Origin of the sequence: Achromobacter sp. LC458 (assembly GCF_001005835.2) — a bacterium.
In the GTDB taxonomy this organism is placed as follows: Bacteria; Pseudomonadota; Gammaproteobacteria; order Burkholderiales; family Burkholderiaceae_B; genus Achromobacter; species Achromobacter spanius_B.
This window is the reverse complement of record NZ_LBHW02000101.1, coordinates 1-817: the sequence shown is the minus strand read 5'-3', so window position 1 is coordinate 817 and position 817 is coordinate 1. Positions and strand designations below refer to the sequence as shown.

The 817-nt window shown below is 61.4% G+C and carries 1 protein-coding gene; it reads right to left on the bottom strand.

From position 1 onward, the window contains the following. Positions 1-817, bottom strand: an 817-nt coding sequence (locus YH64_RS30035) for a VCBS domain-containing protein (protein ID WP_221935946.1), incomplete at both ends; no start/stop codon positions are given.

The window sequence follows — 817 nt, the reverse complement described above, 5'->3', positions numbered from 1 at the left end:
TGCGTCGACGGAGAACGTGCCGTGTTGGCCAGGCGCGTTCGTCTGAACCTGGAACACCGCTTGACCCGCATCCGGGTCCGTGACGTTGAGCTTGCCGTCAACAGACAGCGTCTTGTCTTCGATCACTTCGCCCTTGTCAGCGCCCGGAGCTCCCGGGGTGATGATCGCGCCGTCATCGGTACCGTTGATCGTGACGGTCACATCCTTGGTGACCACACCGCCATTGCCGTCGTCCACCGTAACCGTAAACGTCTCGGTGATCGATTGGCCCGTCTTCAGACCTTGGACGTCCTTGTTGGCGTTGTCCAGGTTGTAGGTCCAGTTGCCGTTGCCATCAACGGAGAAGGAGCCGTACGTACCCTTGCCATCATTGTTGACGGTCCAGGTGTGGGTATCGGTCGTATCAACGTCGGCCACATCCAGCTTGCCGGTGGCAACCAGCGAACCGTCTTCCGTGACGGCGCCATCAGCCTTGCCGGTCAGGACCGGGATGTCGTTGGTGCCTACGATGGTGACCACGACTTGACCGGTCGTGCCGTCAGCGGTGGTGACGGTGAACGTTTCGGTCAGCGTCTTGCCGGCGCCCAGGCCTTGGACAGCCGGGTCATTGTTGGTCAGGTTGTACGTCCACGTGCCGTTTGCGTCGACAGAGAACGTGCCGTGTTGGCCGGCGGTGTTGGTTTGAGCCTGGAACACCGCTTGACCAGCGTCCGGGTCCGTGACGTCGAGCTTGCCACCGACGGAGAGCGTCTCGTCTTCAATGACTTGGCCCTTGTCGCTGTCAGGCGTAGCGGGCGTAATGATCGCGCCGTCATCG